Source organism: Mesorhizobium sp. M0771 (assembly GCF_040320155.1).
Lineage (GTDB): Bacteria > Pseudomonadota > Alphaproteobacteria > Rhizobiales > Rhizobiaceae > Mesorhizobium.
The window spans coordinates 89,716-107,700 of the sequence record NZ_JAMYPC010000006.1; the positions used below are offsets into that span (position 1 = coordinate 89,716).

The 17,985-nt window shown below is 62.7% G+C and carries 21 protein-coding genes; 13 read left to right on the forward strand and 8 right to left on the reverse strand.

The window, feature by feature from the left end:
* Positions 1-34 precede the first annotated feature (34 nt).
* Positions 35-1,297 carry a cysteine desulfurase-like protein gene (locus NKI05_RS11550; protein WP_023816555.1) on the forward strand — a complete coding sequence of 421 codons (1,263 nt, stop codon included), beginning with the start codon at positions 35-37 and terminating at the stop codon, positions 1,295-1,297.
* Here NKI05_RS11550 and NKI05_RS11555 read toward each other — a convergent pair whose 3' ends face one another.
* The 5 genes from NKI05_RS11555 to NKI05_RS11575 form a co-directional block, all read right to left on the reverse strand.
* Positions 1,298-2,329: a histone deacetylase family protein gene (locus NKI05_RS11555; RefSeq protein WP_023816556.1), complete on the reverse strand. Its 1,032-nt coding sequence runs from the start codon at positions 2,327-2,329 to the stop codon at positions 1,298-1,300.
* On the reverse strand, positions 2,326-2,838 hold the full coding sequence (locus tag NKI05_RS11560) for a GNAT family N-acetyltransferase (RefSeq protein ID WP_023690165.1): 513 nt from the start codon (positions 2,836-2,838) through the stop codon (positions 2,326-2,328). The genes NKI05_RS11555 and NKI05_RS11560 overlap by 4 nt, the downstream gene beginning before the upstream one ends.
* A gap of 204 nt (positions 2,839-3,042) precedes the next feature.
* Positions 3,043-3,972 (reverse strand): 3,5-dioxohexanoate:acetyl-CoA acetone transferase, encoded by a 930-nt coding sequence (kce, locus tag NKI05_RS11565; protein ID WP_023816557.1) that lies wholly within the window; start codon positions 3,970-3,972, stop codon positions 3,043-3,045.
* A gap of 10 nt (positions 3,973-3,982) precedes the next feature.
* The gene (locus tag NKI05_RS11570; RefSeq protein WP_023816558.1) at positions 3,983-5,356 is read right to left on the reverse strand and encodes an aminotransferase family protein; all 1,374 of its coding nucleotides are present in this window, start codon (positions 5,354-5,356) and stop codon (positions 3,983-3,985) included.
* Position 5,357: 1 nt separating this feature from the next.
* Positions 5,358-6,989 (reverse strand): N,N-dimethylformamidase beta subunit family domain-containing protein, encoded by a 1,632-nt coding sequence (locus tag NKI05_RS11575; RefSeq protein WP_023816559.1) that lies wholly within the window; start codon positions 6,987-6,989, stop codon positions 5,358-5,360.
* A 169-nt stretch (positions 6,990-7,158) separates the two neighbouring features.
* Between NKI05_RS11575 and NKI05_RS11580 the strand changes: the two genes are divergently transcribed.
* The 6 genes from NKI05_RS11580 to NKI05_RS11605 all read left to right on the forward strand — a co-directional run bounded on the left by NKI05_RS11580 (position 7,159) and on the right by NKI05_RS11605 (position 11,385).
* A complete protein-coding gene (locus tag NKI05_RS11580; protein ID WP_008875526.1) occupies positions 7,159-7,407 on the forward strand; it encodes a ParB N-terminal domain-containing protein in 249 nt (82 codons plus the stop codon).
* Between the two features lie 117 nt (positions 7,408-7,524).
* Positions 7,525-8,481, forward strand: coding sequence for an alpha/beta fold hydrolase (locus NKI05_RS11585; RefSeq protein WP_352444721.1), 957 nt, complete (start codon positions 7,525-7,527; stop codon positions 8,479-8,481).
* Between the two features lie 186 nt (positions 8,482-8,667).
* Positions 8,668-9,066, forward strand: coding sequence for a GFA family protein (locus NKI05_RS11590; RefSeq protein ID WP_031205988.1), 399 nt, complete (start codon positions 8,668-8,670; stop codon positions 9,064-9,066).
* Positions 9,067-9,182: 116 nt separating this feature from the next.
* Positions 9,183-9,380, forward strand: a complete 198-nt coding sequence (locus NKI05_RS11595; RefSeq protein ID WP_023816563.1) for a hypothetical protein — start codon at positions 9,183-9,185, stop codon at positions 9,378-9,380.
* 281 nt (positions 9,381-9,661) lie between these two features.
* Positions 9,662-10,726 carry a glycoside hydrolase family 25 protein gene (locus NKI05_RS11600; RefSeq protein ID WP_023816564.1) on the forward strand — a complete coding sequence of 355 codons (1,065 nt, stop codon included), beginning with the start codon at positions 9,662-9,664 and terminating at the stop codon, positions 10,724-10,726.
* A 152-nt stretch (positions 10,727-10,878) separates the two neighbouring features.
* On the forward strand, positions 10,879-11,385 hold the full coding sequence (locus NKI05_RS11605; protein ID WP_023700830.1) for a DUF2314 domain-containing protein: 507 nt from the start codon (positions 10,879-10,881) through the stop codon (positions 11,383-11,385).
* Here the strand turns inward: NKI05_RS11605 and NKI05_RS11610 are convergent.
* A complete protein-coding gene (locus tag NKI05_RS11610) occupies positions 11,382-12,326 on the reverse strand; it encodes a LysR family transcriptional regulator (protein ID WP_050594137.1) in 945 nt (314 codons plus the stop codon). The genes NKI05_RS11605 and NKI05_RS11610 overlap by 4 nt on opposite strands.
* 65 nt (positions 12,327-12,391) lie before the next feature.
* Between NKI05_RS11610 and NKI05_RS11615 the strand changes: the two genes are divergently transcribed.
* From NKI05_RS11615 to NKI05_RS11625, 3 genes are read left to right on the forward strand one after another with little or no spacing between them, the layout of a single operon-like run.
* On the forward strand, positions 12,392-12,604 hold the full coding sequence (locus tag NKI05_RS11615; RefSeq protein ID WP_023731195.1) for a hypothetical protein: 213 nt from the start codon (positions 12,392-12,394) through the stop codon (positions 12,602-12,604).
* A 28-nt stretch (positions 12,605-12,632) separates the two neighbouring features.
* Positions 12,633-13,241, forward strand: coding sequence for a class I SAM-dependent DNA methyltransferase (locus NKI05_RS11620; RefSeq protein ID WP_023694158.1), 609 nt, complete (start codon positions 12,633-12,635; stop codon positions 13,239-13,241).
* On the forward strand, positions 13,238-14,122 hold the full coding sequence (locus tag NKI05_RS11625; RefSeq protein WP_023816566.1) for a DMT family transporter: 885 nt from the start codon (positions 13,238-13,240) through the stop codon (positions 14,120-14,122). Before NKI05_RS11620 ends, NKI05_RS11625 begins: the two co-directional genes overlap by 4 nt.
* 20 nt (positions 14,123-14,142) lie before the next feature.
* Here the strand turns inward: NKI05_RS11625 and NKI05_RS11630 are convergent, their stop codons facing one another.
* Complete coding sequence (locus tag NKI05_RS11630) at positions 14,143-15,084, reverse strand: phosphoribosylaminoimidazolesuccinocarboxamide synthase (protein ID WP_023700826.1); 942 nt, start codon at positions 15,082-15,084, stop codon at positions 14,143-14,145.
* 163 nt (positions 15,085-15,247) lie between these two features.
* Here NKI05_RS11630 and NKI05_RS11635 point away from each other — a divergent pair, with 163 nt between their 5' ends.
* From NKI05_RS11635 to NKI05_RS11645, 3 genes are read left to right on the forward strand one after another with little or no spacing between them, the layout of a single operon-like run.
* Positions 15,248-16,219, forward strand: coding sequence for a DUF3592 domain-containing protein (locus NKI05_RS11635; protein ID WP_023726901.1), 972 nt, complete (start codon positions 15,248-15,250; stop codon positions 16,217-16,219).
* 13 nt (positions 16,220-16,232) lie between these two features.
* Positions 16,233-16,748 (forward strand): hypothetical protein, encoded by a 516-nt coding sequence (locus NKI05_RS11640; RefSeq protein WP_245261988.1) that lies wholly within the window; start codon positions 16,233-16,235, stop codon positions 16,746-16,748.
* A gap of 24 nt (positions 16,749-16,772) precedes the next feature.
* Positions 16,773-17,378 carry a hypothetical protein gene (locus NKI05_RS11645; protein ID WP_245261989.1) on the forward strand — a complete coding sequence of 202 codons (606 nt, stop codon included), beginning with the start codon at positions 16,773-16,775 and terminating at the stop codon, positions 17,376-17,378.
* A gap of 29 nt (positions 17,379-17,407) precedes the next feature.
* Here the strand turns inward: NKI05_RS11645 and NKI05_RS11650 are convergent, their stop codons facing one another.
* Positions 17,408-17,614: a type II toxin-antitoxin system HicB family antitoxin gene (locus NKI05_RS11650; RefSeq protein WP_023816570.1), complete on the reverse strand. Its 207-nt coding sequence runs from the start codon at positions 17,612-17,614 to the stop codon at positions 17,408-17,410.
* Between the last annotated feature and the right edge of the window lie 371 nt (positions 17,615-17,985).

Genomic DNA, 17,985 nt, shown 5'->3' on the forward strand with positions numbered 1-17,985 from the left:
ATTCCGTAGAAAACACAAGGGGAAGGGGACAGCAATGGATTTTCCGATCGAGACCGTCAGGGGAAAATTTCCGGCGCTGGACCTGACCGACAAAGGCCGCCGGCGCATCTATCTCGACAATCCGGCCGGCACGCAGGTGCCACAGGCGGTTGCCGATGCGGTGGCGCGCTGCCTCCTCACCACCAACGCCAATCTCGGCGGTTATTTCGAAACCACGCTTGCCGCGCAACAGGTGGTCGACGGCGCCCATGCGGCGATGGCCGATTTCCTGGGTGCAGCGAGCGCTGAGGAAATCATCATCGGCGCCAATATGACGACGCTGACCTATCACATGTCGCGCACGCTCGGCCGCGGCTTCAAGCCGGGCGACGAGATCATCGTCACCCGCATGGATCATGAGGGCAATGTCTCGCCCTGGCTGCAGCTGGCCGAGGACCTCGGCCTTGTGGTGCGCTTCCTGCCCTTCGACGAGAACAGCTGGCAGGTCGAGGAGGCGGCGCTCAGCGCTCTGCTTACCGACAGGACAAAACTCGTTGCGCTGAACTATGCGTCGAACCTCACCGGCTCGATCAACCGGGTCAAGGCGCTGACGGCCATCGCCAAACAGGCCGGCGCGCTCGTCTATGTCGATGCCGTGCAGTTCGCGCCGCACGGGCTGGTCGACGTGCAGGATCTCGGCTGCGACTTCCTGATCTGCTCGGCCTACAAATTCTTCGGCCCGCACATGGGCATATTGTGGGGACGCCGCGACATCATCGATGCGCTGCAACCCTACAAATGCCGTTGCTCTTCCAATGGCCTGCCGGAGCGCTTCGAACTCGGCACGCCGCAGATCGAACTGATGGCCGGGCTTACCGCAGCGGTCGATTACTTCGCCGAACTCGGTGCTGCGGCCGGCGAGGGCGGTTCGCGAAGGCAAAAGATCGCAAAGGCATACGAAGTGTCGATCGCCTACGAAAACCCGCTGGCGCTGAGGCTGATCGATGGGCTGTCCGCCATTGAGGGCCTGACCATCCGCGGCATCACCGATCAGAAGCGTGTCATTGAGCGCGTGCCGACCGTGTCCTTCACCGTCGACGGCATCGTGCCAGAGACGATCGTGCGGCAGATGAATGCCGAGAACATTTTTCTATGGTCGGGTCACAACTACGCCTGGGAGATCGTCCACCATCTCGGCATTCCGGCCGAGCAGGGCGTCGTGCGCATCGGTATTGCGCACTACAACACGGCGGCAGAGATCGACGAGACGTTGGAAAGCGTGCACCGGGAGATCGCCATGCTGAGGCAGCAGCGCTAGTCAGCTATCGCTGTTTGCCGCGAAACCGGTGAGGAACGCCGTGAGATTGTCGCCGAGCGCGTCGCAGAGATAGCCGCCTTCCTGGACGATAATCGTCGGCAGGCCAAGCTTGGCAATTGCCTCGCCGATCCGCGAGAAACCGGGCGTGGTCACCGAAAGCCCGCCGAACGGATCGCCCTCGAACGCATCGAGACCGAGCGCCACGACCAGCGCGTCCGGCGAAAAGGCGCGGATACGCTGGAACGCCACTTCGAGGGCCTCCAGAAACGCCGCGTCGGCTGATTTGCGCGGCAATGGCAGGTTGAAATTATAGCCGAGGCCCGGACCTTCGCCGCGCTCATCGGCATGGCCCCAGAAGAACGGATAGAAGCGCACCGGATCGGCGTGCAGCGACACCGTCAGGACGTCGGAACGCGTATAAAAGATGCCTTGCGTGCCGTTGCCGTGATGCAGGTCGACATCGAGGATCACCACCCGCGCTGCCTGCTTGCGCAACACCTGGGCCGCGACCGCTGAATTGTTGATGAAGCAGAAGCCGCCGGCGACATCGGCAAAGGCATGATGGCCGGGCGGCCGGCAGAGCGCATAAGCGGCAGGCGCGCCTGCCATGACAGCTTCCGCCGCTTCGACCGAGCTCCAGGCGCTCCACAGCGCGCTTTGCCAGGTTTCGGCGGAGATCGGGCAAGCGGTGTCGGCCATGTGGTAGCCGGCCTGGCCGACCGCCGAGGCCGGATAGGACCCTGTGCGGGCCAGTGGATGGATGTTGGGGATGACTTCCGCGGATGCGCCCTCGATGCGCTGCCAGCGCGCAAAAATGTGTTCGAGGAAGGCGAGATACTCCGGCGTATGCACGGCCGCCACCGGGCCTAGGCCATGTTCCCTGGGCCGCTCGATCATCAATCCGGCGGATTTTGCGCCGGCTAACAATCGCTCTACCCGCTCCGGCTGTTCGGGATTGGGCTGCGGCGCACCGCTGGACAGAAAGGCCTTCGGGTCGTGGCGTTTCTGCTCCTCGGCAAAGAAGGCTTTCATTCCGCGTCCCCATCCTGCGCTGCATCGGCAAAGGCGAAAAAGGCATCGCCAACAATCTTCTGCGTCTGCTCGTAGCTCGACCAGGCGATGCCCAGCCGCTCATAAAAAGCCTTGGCGCCGTCATTGTCGGTGTCGACGGACAGCCTGAGATAGGCGCCGCCATCCCGGCGGCAGTCGCGCGCGACCCGGCGCAGCAGTCTTTCGCCGATCTTGCGGCCGCGAAACCGGTCCTCGACATAGAGGTCCTGGATATAGACGCCGGGCCGCCCCATCCATGTCGAGAAGATCGGGAAATGCAGGCAGAGCCCCGCAAAATCGCCGCCGATCTCGGCGATCAGGGTGGAGAAGGCGGGTTTGTCGCCAAAGCCGTAGCGGCGGAGATCGTCGGCAGTGGACGTGATCTCCTGATGCGCGCCGATATGGGTGCCGAGCTTGAGCAGCGCGGCATGGATGGTGTCGACGTCGTCGATGGTGCCGGGGCGGAGGGTGACTTTAGGCGAGGCAGTCACTGGAGGTATGATGCCAAGGCACCCCCCTCTGTCCTGCCGGACATCTCCCCCTCAAGGGGGGAGATCAGCAGTTTCTGCGCTGCCGTCCATCCTGCAACTTTGGAAGTTTGCGAAGGCCGTGGCGACATCCAATCTCCCCCCTTGAGGGGGAGATGTCCGGCAGGACAGAGGGGGGTGCGACTGGGCGCCGCCATCTCAATCATCTCAAAACGCCACCCGGTCCCCACCCTTCAGCGCCAGCATCTCCCGCGCCTCCGCCGGTGTGGCCACCTCCAGCGACAGGCCATCGAGAATGCCACGTATCCTGCGCACCTGGTCGGCGTTGGATTTCGCCAGCTGGCGTCCGTCGTAGAGACTGTCCTCCAGCCCGACGCGGACATTGCCGCCCATCGCCGCTGCGATCGAGATCAGCGGCATCTGGTGGCGGCCGGCGGCGAGCACCGAGAACTGGTAGCTGTCGCCGAACAGCTTGTCGGCAATGCGCTTCATGTGGATGAGATTGTCGGGATCGGCACCGATGCCACCCAGAATGCCGAGCACGAATTGAATGAACAGCGGCCCCGACACCAGCCCGCGGTCGCGGAAATGCGCCAGCGAATAGAGATGGCCGACATCGTAGCATTCGAACTCGAAGCGCGTGCCGCAGCCCTTGCCGAGCTTTTCGAGCACGCCTTCCATATCGGCAAAGGTGTTCTTGAAGATGGTGTCGCGGGTGGCTTCGAGCAGCTTTGGTTCCCACTCGTGCTGCCATTCCCTTGGCTTGTCGAGCATCGGGAACAGCGCGAAATTCATCGAGCCCATGTTCAGCGAACACATTTCCGGCTCGGCCCGCAGTGGTGCCGCCAGCCGCTGGTCGAGCGTCATCAGCGACGAACCGCCGGTGGTGATGTTGATCACCGCATCGGTCGCTTGCTTGATGCGCGGCAGGAACTGCATGAACACCTCGGGATCGGCGGTCGGCCGGCCGTCTTTGGGATCGCGGGCGTGGAGATGCAGGATTGAGGCGCCAGCCTCGGCCGCCGCGATGGCGTCGGTCGCGATCTGGTCCGGCGTCACCGGCAGATAGGGCGACATGGACGGGGTGTGCACCGAGCCAGTGACCGCGCAGGTGATGATGACTTTCCTCGGCGCCATTCTTTAGCCCTCAGCCTTCGACCGGCAGGTCGAGTTCGGCGGCCAGAACTTCCAGCGAATCGCCGATGATGGAAATGATCTGGCCGACCTCTTCAGCCGTGACGATCATCGGCGGCGCCACCATGAAATTGTCGCTGTCGACACCGCCCTTGACCCTGCGGCCGTAGATGATCAGCCCGCGCTCGTAGGCGAGGTCGAGCAGGCGCTGCGTGGCTTTCTTGCCCTGTTCGATCGGCCGTAGAGTTTCGGGATCGGCAACCATCTCGGCGCCGGTGAGCAGGCCTTTGCCTCGGACATCGGCGATGAACGGAAAACGCTTCGCCAGCCCTTTCAGCCCGTCCATCAGCACGTCGCCCATCGCGGCGGCATTGGCGATCAGGTCGAGGCGGTCCATTTCGCCGAGCACGGCGAGCCCGGCCGCGCAGGCGAGCGGATTGCCAGCATAGGTGTGGCCATGCTGGAAGCCGCCCGACGCCAGCAGCGGCTCGACCAGCCGCATCGGGGCGGCCAGCGCGCCGAGCGGCGCATAGCCGGAGCCAAGCCCCTTCGACAGCGCGACGATGTCGGGCTTGCAGTTCCAATGGTCGCCGCCGAGGAATTTACCTGTACGGCCGGCGCCGCTCATCACTTCGTCATGGATGAGCAGGATGCCGTAGTGGTCGCAGATCTCGCGGATACGCGGATAATAGCTGTCGGGCGCCACCAGGGCGGACGTGGCCGCACCGCCGATCGGCTCCATGATGAAGGCGAGCACGCTGTCCGGGCCCTCGGCCTGGATCTTCTCCTCCAGCATGTCGGCATAGCGGACGCCGCGCTGCTCCATCGAAAGATTGTCGCGGTCGCGCCATGCGGTCGGCGCCGGCACAGTCGGCATCACCCGCATCATCGGCGCAAAAGTTTCGGCCAGCGCATCATCGCCGGTGATCGACAGCGAACCCAGCGTGCCGCCATGGTAGGAGGGAAAGCGGGTGATCACCTTCCAACGCTTGTGCTGGCCGGTCGCGACCGCCCATTGCCGCGCCAGCTTGATGCAGGATTCCGTTGCTTCCGAACCGCCGGAGACGAAGAAGATTCGGTCCATGCCCTCCGGCAGTTTGCCGGCGAGTTCCCGCGCCAGTTCTTCCGCCGGTTCGTTCTCGAAATGCAGCCGGTAGGCGAAGGTGGCGCGGTCCATCTGCCGCTTCATGGCGTCGAGCACGTTGCGGTTGGAATGGCCGATATTGGCGACCATCGGCCCGCTCGATCCGTCGATGAAGCGGCGGCCGTCCTGCGTCCACATATAAATGCCTTCGGCGCGGTCGATCAGCGGCCGGCGCAGGCTGGAGAGGTAGAACAGGTGCGAGGGCGCGCGCGTTTCTGAACCAGTTGATGAGGGCTTCTGCATGTCAGGACTTTCCGAGGTAGCGATCGATTACATTCCTGGTCACTCGCTCGACCATGGGATCCTGCCTGAGCAGGCCGGCGACCCATTCGCAGCTTCCGGCGTGGAAAACCTCGCCCTTGCCGCGCGGAAAATTGACGATCATGCCGTTGCCGCGTTTGACCTTTTCCAGATTGGCGTCGGTCGCCTCGCCAAACAGCGTTTCGGCCGTAAAGCGGCCATCCTCGTCGGCGAGAAACTGGTCCTCGATCGGGATATCGGCGCTTTCCTCGACCTGGCTCGCTATGCCGACGGCCAGCACCTGCAGCCCGTCAGGCGCACCGCTGTCCGGTGTCGGATAGGGCAGGCCGCCGCGGATCTCGAAATCGAGCCCGTCGACCTCATAGCCATAGACATGGCTGTCGGCGCCGAGCAGGTCGCCATAGTACATGCCGGTGCCGGCAAAGGCCCAGTGCTCGGGCCGATAGACCGGAAAGCCGCGCACGCCGCGCGGTGCGCATCCGCCCCAGCCGGAATAGACGCCCCTCGTTGCGTTAAGGCCGAAGGTCAGAGCGCCGGGACGGCCGATCTCCGGCGCTTCCCAGGAGTTGGTGGCGCGGGTGACGTCGCCGCCATAGGCCGGGTCTTCGGCCCGCGCGCGGTATTTGTAACAGACCTGCCGGCGGCCTTCGTCCTCGAGCCTTGTCTGCCACATGAAATTGCCGGCAAAGCGCGCCGCATGGCCGCCGCGCTCGACGTAGCTGTCGACGGCGTCCCGCATCTCCCAGGTCCAGTACTCGTCATGGCCGACGAAGACCACACAGTCATAACCATCGAGGATTTCGGGCGAGAAGTGCAAATCGTGCTGGCTGGCGAGATCGACGCCATAGCCGGCGCGCTCGGCAAAGCGGAAGAAGTGGCTGTCATAGCTCGCCCAGCCGGAGGAGGTGTATTTCTTCGAATGTCCGGTGGCGTACGCCCATTCCATGTGCGGATAGCGCGGCACGGTTTTCGGCGGCACCGCGACCTCCAAGGGCACGCGCGGCGCGTCCTTGGGCAGCACGACAAAGCCGCGGCACCACGGCCGCTGCGTCGACACCATGCGCGCATATTGGTCGCGGCCAGGTCCGGTGATACCCTGATAGGCGTTGGAGCCGCCCCAGGTGTTGTAGGACAGCCAGGTGCCCGTCGCCGCCACCTGCAGCACGCGACCGGGCTTTTTGCCGGGCAGGGGCGCGACGATGATGAGGTGATGGCAATGGATGGGCTCGCGCCCGTCCGCCGTCAGTGTCAGCCGATAGGCGCCGGATGGCCAATCGTTGCCTATGCGAAATTCGAAAGACGCCTCCCAGCCGCAGCCTTCGACCGAGCACTGGTCGGGCGTATCCTGCCAGCGCGCCGAAAGCCCCGTTTGCTCGAAGACTTTTGTCTCGCTGCCGCCGTCGCGGACAATGACAATGCTGAAGCGCGGCACTGTCGAACTGACATGCAGCGTCACGGTCTCGCCGGCGCGGTAGGAAAAGCGGTTGGAATAACACCAGATCTCGCCGCGCTCGCCGTCCATTCCCGGCCATTCATAGTAATGGCCGCGCACTGCCTCGCGGCGCTGCTCGGGCGTCAGTCCGAAATCGGGAAATTCGGTCGGCAGTTGGGTCATGAACACCGGAAAAGTGACAGGCCGCCATTTCGGCCATCTGCCGGCCAAGCGTCAAATGGAAACGATCGGGCCAGCAATTGCATACGACACAATTGCTTGGCCGCTCTTGGCCGCACCTGGCAAACCGACTATCTCAGGCGAGGCGGCATTTTCCGCCTCGGGAGCCGGTATGCTGAGAGTGCAGAAGGTCAAGGTCGATGACATCTACGTGCCGACGGCGCGCAAGAAGACGCTTCATCCCGAAACGGTCCGGCACCTGGCCGAAGACATACTGGAAAACGGCATGAAGACGCCGATCCAGGTTCGCCATGACGGCAAGCGCCACATCCTGGTCGAGGGCCTGCACCGGCTGGAAGCCGCCAAATGGCTCGGCGAGACCGAGATCGACGCCTATCTGGTGCAGGCCAAGCGCCACTGAGGCGCGCGACCCGATCGACAACAGCCAAACCGATCATTCTTCCGCGGATTTTTTCGCAGGGCATGTCGGCACGCGGCGTGCTTGCTCGTCCTTGGGGCGGAACCCGAGGAGACCGACATGTCCAGACCAATCTATTTCGCCATTCTTGCCTCGGTCGCTGCCTTGTTCGTAGCGCCCGGCCCAGCCAATGCAGAGGAGACCAAGCCCGCCATGACCACCGAAGCAACAGCCATGCCGAAGCCGGAAAAGTCCGGCCTGCTGCCGATCGACGGCCTGAATTACTACTATGCCGTCTACGGCAAGGGCGAACCGCTGCTTCTGCTGCATGGCGGCCTTGGCACGTCGGACATGTTCGCGCCGCTGCTGCCGAAGCTGGCGGAAAACCGCACCATCATTGCCGTTGACCTGCAGGGCCATGGCCGCACCGCGCTCGGCGAGCGACCCTTCAGCCTTGAGGGGATGGGCGACGACATGGCTGGTATCGTCAAGGCGCTCGGCTATGACAAGGTCGACGTGCTTGGCTATTCGCTGGGCGGCGGCGTCGCCTTCCGTATGGCCGTCCAGCATCCCGAGACGGTGCGCCGGCTGGTCCTGGTCTCGACCGGCTTCGCCGCCAATGGCTTCTATGACGAGATGCGCGGCCAGCAGGCGCAGGTGAGCGCGGCCGCCGCCGATTTCATGAAGGACACGCCGATGTACAAATCCTACGTCGCCGTCGCCCCACGTCCCGACGATTTCCCCAAACTGCTCGATGCGCTGGGCAATTTCATGCGCAAGGATTACGACTATTCCGCCGATGTGGCGAAGCTGAAGATGCCGGTTATGCTGGCCTATGGCGACAGCGACATGTACAAGCCCGAGCACGAGATCAGGTTCTACCAGATGATCGGCGGCGGGCTGAAGGATGCCGGCTGGATGCGTGAGAACCTGTCGCAGAACCGGCTGGCCATCATTCCCAATCGCACCCACTACGACGTATTCTTCGCACCGGAGCTGACGGCCGCGGCACTGCCCTTCCTCAATGGCGAAACCAAGGTGAAGACCTGGGACGAAGTCCTCAGCGAAACGAAATAGCTTGCCTGAAAATACATGCCGGCCGTCTCGAAGAGGCGGTCGGCTTTTTTGTGCCTGCGAAGCTACGGAGCCTTGGCGCAGCCATTGATCCTATCGGCGCAATCGATGGCGCCATCAGGGCTTTTCAATTGACCGAAAGGTACCTGTCGATATCATCAAAGACCTTCAGTGTGATGGGTTCGAATGATGACGAAATACCAGGGCGGATGCCATTGCGGGGCAGTGCGCTACGGCCCCGAGGCGGCGCCGCTCAACCAGCGCGTCTGCCACTGCCGGCGCTGCCAGAAGGTCATAGGCGCGGCGTTCAACGCCCGCCTTTTGTTTCGCATCGACGATGTCACGGTCGAGGGAGAGGTGGCGACGGTCAACACCTCTCCGGACCTCAAGCGCGGCTTTTGCGCCGCTTGCGGCACCACGCTGTTTTCCCGACGCGACTCCGCCGGCATCGTCGGCATCACCACCGGTTCGCTCGACGATCCCTCGCTGTTCAAGCCGGAAATGCTTATGTGGACCGCCTCGAAGCAGCCCTGGCTGCAGCTCGATGACGGCCTGCCGCACCATGAAGGCGCGCCGCCTCCGAACTGACGCCGGCCTTACCGGAAATTAATCCCGAAACCACGACATAGCCGGCAAAGCGTCATTGGCGGGCCATGATTGCCTGCCTATCTGTCGTCTGCGGGCCGGTATCGAGGAGACGACCGATGAGCGACAGAATCAGCACCCTGGACGAGCTTTTGAGCGATCCGATGGTCCTCCTCGTGATGGAGCGTGACCGCGTGCGCCCCGAACAGGTTCGCCTGCTGCTCGAACGTGCCCGCCGCCCGGCCGCCGACGAACCATCGGTGCCGCCGGCGCATGTGGTGGCGAAAAGCTGCATGCAGCAATGGCTGGGAAGGTAAGGGCTTCCCCTTCTCCCCTTGTGGGAGAAGGTGGCCGAGCGAAGCTCGGTCGGATGAGGGGTGTTCCAGGGAACGCCAACGCCTCACTCCGCTGGAACACCCCTCATCCGTCTCGGCGCTACGCGCCGATCCACCTTCTCCCACAGGGGGAGAAGACAAGAGGGCCAATTCCTAACAACTTGATTCAAACTTTGTTGGTAATTTCTCGTTAGTAATCGAGGCCGGTTTGTCCGGCGGCGTCTGTTTGCCTTCGGTCTGTTGTGTTTTGCGTACAGGTCCAGATGCGGATTTCAGGCGTCGTCAGTTTCATGTTGGCATCGCTGTGGCTTGCCGGCTGTTCGTCCACAGCGGGCGTCGATGGCTTGCAACCGTCGAACGAGACGACCAGTTCGGTCGTGCGTCCGAGCGCGCTGGTCACAGCGGCTCCGGCGGAGACCGCCGACCTCGCGCCGATGCGGTCCGACATGGTGGCCGACAACGCTGTGGCCGACAATGCGCCGCCCTTTTCCATGGTCGAGGAAGAAGAGGCCATCGTCGCGGGCACGCCGCAGGGGAGCACCAGACCACAGCTCGAGCCCGCAGCTCTGATGTCTGCGCCGAAGCGGTTGACGCGCGCTGCGCCGGCCATGCTGGCCTCGCCGGTCACCCGCTACGGTTTTCGCGACGCCAAGCCGATCAATTTCGGCAAGGCTTCGCCACGCTACCTTGCCGTCCACGGCGTCGACGTCTCGCGCTGGCAGGGCAATGTCAACTGGGGCAAGCTGCGTGCCCAGGGCGCCAACTTCGCCTACATCAAGGCGACCGATGGCGGCGACCATCTCGACCCGATGTTCATGAAGAACTGGCGCAATGCCGACGCCGCCGGGCTGAAGCGCGGCGCCTATCATTTCTTCTACTGGTGCCGCACTGCGGGCGAGCAGGCCGACTGGTTCATCCGCAATGTGCCGAGGGTCGAAGGCGCGCTGCCACCGGTAATCGATGTCGAGTGGAACGGCGAATCTTCCTGCAAGCGGCGGCCGTCGCGGGCCACCGTGCTGGAAAAGATGAAGGTGTTCATGGACAAGCTGGAGCGCCATTACGGCCAGCGGCCCATCATCTACACCGCACCGGATTTCTATCGCGACAATCTCAAGGGTGCGTTTCTCGATTATCCGTTCTGGCTGCGCGCCGTCGCGCGGCATCCCTCAAAAGTCTATCCCGGCCGCAAATGGCTGTTCTGGCAGTATTCCGGCTCCGGCCTGTCGCACGGCGTGACCGGCCGCATCGACCTCAACGTCTTCCATGGCGACGAGCGCGCCTGGCGGGCATGGGCAGGCGGGCAGACGACCGTCGCCGACGCCGACTGAACGTCAGGCAGGTGCCGGTGCGCCTGCGCTGCCTGCCGCTGCGCCTTGGGTTGAATTTTCAGCGTCTCGCTAACGATCCGCTCACTCTGTCCTTTAGCGGTATCGCAACAGCCTTCCGGTAACGTGCCCGTGATCGGGTTTCGGAGGGGTCTATGCGCAATCCAGTTGTGGCTGTCGCTCTTGCCGCCGCTGTCGGCTACGGGTTTTTTAGCTCGCTCGGCCACATGCCGGGCGGAAGTGGCGCTTCGCTGGCTGAGTCGAAGCAGAACGTCGTGTCTTATTCCACCGAGGACAAGGCGATGCAGGCCGCCAAGGACAGCGGCCGCTCGACCCTCAAGCGCTTCCACGAACTGATGGACGCCGGCACGCCCGGCACCTACACGGTAAAATTCCCGCTGACCCAGAACGGCGCCACCGAGCATATCTGGCTGCAGCTGGTCGGCTACAGCGAAGGCTCTTATATTGGCCTGCTCGCCGACGTGCCGGTCAATGGCAACAAGTACAAGATGGGCGACAGGATGACGGTGACCGAGGCCGACGTCGAGGACTGGATGATCAAGAACGGCAAGGTGATCTATGGCGGCTACACCACGCGCCAGGCGCTTGCGGATATGCCGAAGGAGCAGGTCGCCAAGTACGGGTTGACCTTTAAGGATTAGGCACGGGCGACCTTGATCGTGGCGCCTTGAGGGTTATCGAGCCGTTCGCGTTCGCGTATCTCTGCCGTCTGCGCCAGCACCCAGTCGCGAAACACCTTGATTTTGGGCGCGTTGCGGCGGCTCTCCAGATGCACCAGCCAATAGCCGTCGCCGTCCGATCCAAGCACGCCGAATGGCTGTATCAACTGGCCCTTTTCCAACAGGGCGCTGTAAAGGTTTCTGGTGAGGATCGCGGCGCCCTTGTCGGTCAGCGCCGCCATCGCATCATAGGCCTGCGTACCCAGCTTCGGGCCAGCGATGACGCGATCGGGCTCGAACGGCACGCCGGCAGCCTTGAACCAGATTTCCCACCAGGGATCGTCGGCACAGCATAGCGGCACTTGGTAGAGATCCTCGGGGCGGTGGATGCCGCCGACGCTTTCGGCGAGTCTCGGGCTGAGCATCGGCGTATAGTCCGCCTTGAACAGATAGTGAGCCGTCAGGCCCGGCCATTTTCCACTGCCGGTGCGAATGCCGACATCCATGTCGCCGCGCGTGAAATCGGCCAGCCCGTGCGATGTATTCACCTTCACGGCAAGGTCGGGATGCATCAGCTGGAATGTTCCAAGCCATACGGCCAGCCAGTTCGATGCGAAGGTTTCCATGGTCGTCACCGACAGCACGCCGGTCGCTCCACCCTTGGTCGCGACCCATGCGTCGGCCAGGGTCGAGAATGCGCCTGTTGCGTGCGGCGCCAGCTGCTGTCCGGCCTCGGTCAGCGCGATCTGCCTTGTTTTTCTTATGAAAAGCGGCGTTCCGGCACGTTCTTCCAGCACCTTTATCTGATAGCTGGCAGCTGATTGGGTCATGCCGAGTTCTTCGGCTGCCTTGGTGAAACTGCCCAGCCGGGCTGCGGCTTCAAAGACCCTGATGGCTCCTAATGGTGGTAGTTCCCAGCTCATGACGCATCAATCCCGCTGATGCATACTACGCGACGTTCGATTGGAAACCAAGCCCGGAAAACGGCATGCTGCATTCATCGGATCAAACCCTGGAGGATACGGCAATGACCACCACCATCGCTCTCTACAACACGCTTCGCCGGCCGATGCTCGACCTCTTCACCGCGCCGTTCAGACCTCGCAAGCACGGCCTGCTCGACCGCCGCTCGCTGTCGGATCATTTCCTCAGGGATATCGGTATGCTTGACGGACGCGTGCCTCCCGGCACCATTGGCTAAGCAAGCTCTTTGACCAGGGGAGGGAAAGATGACTGTGTTATCCGAGGATCTGGCGAAGAGCCGACAAACGATCAACGCCTATGAGGACTATGCCGAACGCTACGACGCTCTGGTGCGGCACGTTCCGAACCAAAGAGAACAGAAATGGCTGAAGCGCCTGGTGAAGATCGCCGGCAAAGGCGGCCGCATACTGGAAGTCGGCTCGGGACCCGGATACGACGCGGACTTCGTCGAAGGGCTCGGTGTCCAGGTTCGGCGCACCGACGCAACGAAGCGGTTTCTCGAGTTGCAGGCCGCGCGCGGCAAGCATGGTGAGTTTCTCGATCTCATCACCGACGATCTCGGCGGCCCCTACGACGCGGTGCTCGCATTGTGCGTCCTGATCCACGTGCCGCGCGAGCAGGCCGACCAGGTGCTTGCCAAGATTGCCGGGTCGCTGCGGCCGGGCGGCGCCTTCCTCGTCTCGATGCGCATTGGCGATGGCGAGAAGAGCGGCGAATATCATACGGTCTACTGGCGCAGGGACGACTTCGCGGCCCGCCTCGAAAACGCCGGGCTGGTCCTTGTCGGAGACGAATTCAACGTCGGCCGCGATCGCGAAGAGTGGACCACCTTTCTGGCTGTGAGGCCGTCATGACGCGCCGCGGACTGTTTTTGTGCGTGCTGCTCAGCCTCCTGTGGGGCATTCCCTATTTGTTGATCAAGCTGGCGGTTGCCGAGGTGTCGGTGCCCTTCCTGGTCTTTGCCCGAACAGCCGTCGGCGCCCTGGCGCTGCTGCCCTTCGTCCTTGTCCAGCGCAGTTTCGGATGGCTGAAGACACATTGGCGGGCGGTCGCCGCATTCTGTCTGGTCGAGATGATCCTGCCATGGGGGCTGATCACCCATGGCGAAGTCAGCATCGACAGTTCCACCGCCGGACTGCTGATTGCCATGACGCCGGCCGTAACCGTCGCGCTCTCAAAGCTGATGGGCTCGGATGAGCGGCTGGGGATACGCCGCTGGACTGGCCTTTTCCTCGGTTTTGCCGGTGTCTTCGTGCTGGCGCTGCCGACCTTGGGTGGCGGATTTCTCGCGGTCGTCGAGATTCTCATGGCCGCGGCCTGCTATGCCTCGGGTTCGATCATCGCGTCGCGCTGGCTGAACGATGTGCCGGCTACCTCGCTGACGGCAGTCTGTCTGGCAGGGGCCGCGCTGATCTACGCCGTGCCGGCGGCGTTGGCCTGGCCGGCGGCCGTGCCGTCGACAACGGTGGTTGGCGCAATCCTCGGTCTTGGCGTGTTTTGCACGGCGATCGCCTTCGCCACCTATTTTCTGCTGGTGCGGGAGATCGGCCCCGAACGGGCGGTCGTCATAACCTATGTGGCGCCCGCCGTCTCCGTGGCAGCCGGCGTGCTCGTCCTTTCAGAGCCGCTCGATATCGGCATTGTAGCGGCTTTCGCGCTCATCCTGTGCGGATCATATCTCGGCACGTGGCGCGCTCCGCCAGAACCGTCCGTGTCCGCGACCTCGGCAAGTTGACCGGCGGCCGCCAGCCGCCGTCAGAAATAAGGGCGCAGGTTCTCGCGAATGCGGTCCAGCACCGTCTTTCCCGAGATATCGGCGGTGAAGGTCTTGCCGGTGATGGTCTCAAAGGCCTGCGTATAGACACGCGACGTCTGCTCGATGAGTTCGGCGGGGATTTTCGGAATACGGTCCTTGTAGGGATCGCAGCGCGCGGTTACCCAGGCGCGAATAAAGTCCTTGTCGAAGCTTTGCGGCCGCTCGCCTGCCTTGAAGCGCTCCTCATAGCTTGCCGCAAGCCAGTAGCGGCTGCTATCGGGCGTATGGATTTCATCGGCAAGGATGATGGTGCCATCCTTGTCCGTGCCGAACTCGTATTTGGTGTCGACCAGGATCAGGCCGCGCTTGGCGGCCAGCGCCTTGCCGCGCGCAAACAGCGCCAGCGCATAGCGCGAGACTGTGTCCCATTGCTCTTCCGACAACAGGCCGCGCGTCAAAATCTCGTCGCGCGTCAAGGGCTCGTCATGACCGCCATCGAGCGCCTTGCTGGTCGGTGTGATGATGGCCTGCGGCAGCTTCTCATTGTCGCGCAGTCCGTCCGGCAGGCGGATGCCGTACATATCGCGTTCGCCGTTCTTGTATTTCGTCAGCACCGAAGTGCTGGTGGTGCCGGCGAGATAGTCGCGAACAACGATTTCCACCGGCAGAATGTCGAGCCTGGTGCCGACAACGACATTGGGGTCGGGATAATCGAGCACATGGTTTTGGCAGATGTCCGCCGTTTCCTCGAACCAGTAGCGCGCCGTCTGCGTCAGCAGCTCTCCCTTGAGCGGTATTGCGGTCAGGATCACATCGAAGGCGCTCAGCCGGTCGGTGGCGATGATGATGCGGCGGCCATCCGGCAGATCGTAATTCTCGCGGACCTTGCCTTTGTAGTGGTTCGGGAGTTCCGGAATGAAGGCATCCGAGAGAACGCGCAGTGCTGTCATCCTGGTCTCATGGCTCCTAACAGTTTGGGCGACTCTTAACAAAGTTGAGGGGGCTTCGATACCCGAGGAAGGGCGGTTCGTCCTTTGCGAATAATCAAGACATTGCCTTCGCCGTGCTATCTATTTGCAGCTTCCGGCACTCCTGGGGGACGCGGTGGACGTAGAGCTCAAATTTCTGATTGTCGGATTTGCCTGCGCGATCGCGGGCGGTCTGTCGTTCATCACCTTCGTCAAATGGCGCGAGGTGCAGGCGATGAGCCACTGGCTGCCGGCGCCGGGCAAGATCATCTCGTCGCGCGTCGAGGCGCGCGAAGTCAGAAGGTCGGGCGTCGGCTCGGACAGCAGCGACACCACCGAGATGCGCAATTTTCCGGCGGTCACCTTCGAATACAAGGTCGGTAAAAAGAAATTTCAAAGCTCGCGCTACAGCGTGAAGGAGAATCTGGGGAATTTCGAAGTCACCGAAACCTTGGCGCAGTTTCCCACCGGCGCTGAAGTGACCGTCTTCTACAATCCGGCCGATCCGGGCAAGGCCGTGATCGAACGCACCCTGCCGGACGGCGCCTTCAAGTTCATGGTCAAGCTCTCGGCCGGGCTGGTGATCGGCACGGTGGTGCTGGTGTTTTCGCTCGGTGGCGTGCTGGAGGCGATCCGGCCGCACCTGCCCAAGCCGCAGAACCTCGGCGCCGGAGCGCTGCTGCTGTTCATGGGCCTGATGATCCTGCGCATGGCCTTCGTCCAGAAGTCGCTTGCCGAGCAGGCGGCAAAATGGCGGGTCGCGCCCGGCCGCATCGATTCCTCCGGTCTGCAGGCGCTACGAAACTACAGCGGCCATCGACGCTGGAGCACCGTCTTCAAATCCCGCATCGTTTACAGCTACGGCGTCGCCGGCCAGCGCTACACCTCCGATCGCGTAACCTTCGGCGCCACGGTCACCGCTTCAATGCCCGGCCTCGTCAGCGGCCAAGGGCGCAGCTATGCCGAGGGCAGCAAGGTCGACGTGCATTACGACCCAGCCAACCCCGCCTCGGCAGTGCTCGAATGCAGGGTGCGCGGGCTTTGGCTGCTGTGGGTCTGTTCGGCCGCGTTTCTGGGCGGCGCGGCTTGGCTGGTCGGTTTTATCTGAGGCGCCCACTTTCATGACAAGACATCCAATGATCGTCCGCAGGCTGGCCGTCGTTTGCCTGGCTCTGCTCGGCGCCGTGCAGGCAGCGACCGCAAAAGAATGTCTGCTCAGCCATGCCACCTACCGCGAGCCGCGTTCGGGCGCGGTGATGCAATTCCGGCCGCTGAACAATGAGCCGGCGGCACTGACGGCCGAAGTGTTTTCGGTGACCGTCCCCAACACCGACACGCGCTTGCCGGCCGACATCGCCTGGACCAATGGCAAAAATTCGTTTCCGCTCGGCACCATCCGCTATGCCTGCACCGACGACGACCGCGAAGCGGGGCTGGAGGATGGCAGCGGTCGCTGCCGGATATGGATGGGCCAGGTCTATGCCTTGACCGGAGGCGGCGCCGAGCAGCTGAATTCGCGCGAAGCGACACCGGCGCCGAAAGGGCTGTTGCTGCCCGATTTCGGCGCGGCCTTCACCGAATTTGCCGATTCGCCAATGCCAATCCGGACGGCTCGGCCTGGGACGCCTTCACTTTGACAGGATGCAGCGATGAATAACGCCATGAGACTGATTGTCTGGATCTGCACGCTGTTTGCCTCGGCTACGATATCAGCCGCAGCGCGGGCGGACGAGCTGGCGCCGTCGCGCCCGCCGATCGACAAATGCGTCTGGGAGAAACTGGCCGACAAGACGGTCGGTTTGGCCGCCTGGGTGCAGCGCTGCGATTTCGGTTTTCGCCAGATCCACTTCGAATTCGTCGGCAACGCGCTCGCCATCAAATACAGCGATGGCGGCGCGCCCGATCCGCTGGTCGAGGTGTTCGACATCAAATCAGGCGAAACCGCCGAGGCCGCGGTGTTGCGCCTGTTGCTGGAAAAGACCGACAAATCAGTCAGCGCCCGCTGCGTGCTGACGCCCTACACCGAGGGCACCGTGCCCGCCGGCGTCAAACGCTACACATTCAGCCCCGATGCTGCCTATGCGAAAGAGCTGAAGGCGCTAGCCAATGACGAAGTTCCCGAGCCGCCCTGCGGCGACTGGGGCGAAATGCCGGACGGCATCCAGTATTTCGAGGTACCGGCGGGGCGGAAGGTGCTGTTCGTACGGGCGGGGCAGGACGAGCCGTTGTTTGATGAGCAGACGCTGCGGGTGGTGTCGGCGGGGTAGGTGCTGAGATCCTGATCGCAGGATCTGTCTTATGCTTCGACGTATTCCGCGAGGCTGACGCCTTTCGGCACGTCCAGCCCATCGGCACGCAAGCCTTCGATGTGAAAGCGTATAGCGTCGCGAACTTCGGTTTCCACTTCTGGCACGGTCGCACCGGTCGCGATGCAGCCGGGTAAGTCCGGCACATAGGCAGAGAAATTGTTTCCTGTTTTTTCGATCACTACCGCGTAACGCATTGACCACTCACAGATCGGTTTGATCGATCAGCCTACTCAGGCCTTTCTTCGATTGTATGGAGACTGGTTTGTGGGCTTTAGGGACACCCCTTCCTCAGAAGCCTTCGATTGCACCGCTCCCGGTGTACGGCCAAGCTTTAGGCCGATAATGCGTGTAGGGGTGTTATCTTTCGCCAAAACCTTAAGCTGCTTAATCTCTGCCGGTTGCCATATCTTCCCTGAATTGCGTTCTGTCTTCGGTGTCTTAGCCATTTTATGACCTTTATTTGCGTTGCTGCTTTGTTCTACAAGGGTCTTACGTGCAAGGCAATCTGTCTTGCACGTAACGATTTAGTTTCTCGCAGCTAATTTAGGAATATCCCGTCACTCTG